This window comes from Secundilactobacillus silagei JCM 19001 (assembly GCF_002217945.1).
GTDB lineage: Bacteria > Bacillota > Bacilli > Lactobacillales > Lactobacillaceae > Secundilactobacillus > Secundilactobacillus silagei.
In genome coordinates this window covers 1-367 of sequence record NZ_BCMG01000035.1, presented here as the reverse complement: position 1 = coordinate 367, position 367 = coordinate 1, and the positions used below count along the sequence as shown (strand labels likewise).

Sequence of the window (367 nt, the reverse complement as noted above, 5' to 3'; positions counted from 1 at the left end):
TGCCGACGGCACGATCACCGTTGATAACCCAACGACCACAGGTAAAGTGACCTACACACCAAATGATGCCAAGGCAAATGTGACGATTCCAAGCAACCAAGGTGATCAAACGGTACCCGATGTAACTGGTAAGACAGGCGAACATGTCACTGTTGATGTGCCATTACTTAAAGGTTACACACCAGATAAAACGACGGTACCAGCCACAGTTAATCCAGATGGCACGATCACGGTCGATAATCCAACAACCACAGGTAAAGTGACCTACACACCAAACGATGCTAAGGCAAATGTGACGATTCCAAGCAACCAAGGTGATCAAACAGTACCTAACGTAACTGGTAAGACGGGCGAGCATGTTGATGTT

1 protein-coding gene is annotated in these 367 nt (G+C 47.1%); it reads left to right on the top strand.

The window, feature by feature from the left end:
- Window positions 1-367: hypothetical protein (locus CES79_RS12910; RefSeq protein WP_159459502.1), on the top strand; the 367-nt coding region annotated here is incomplete at both ends.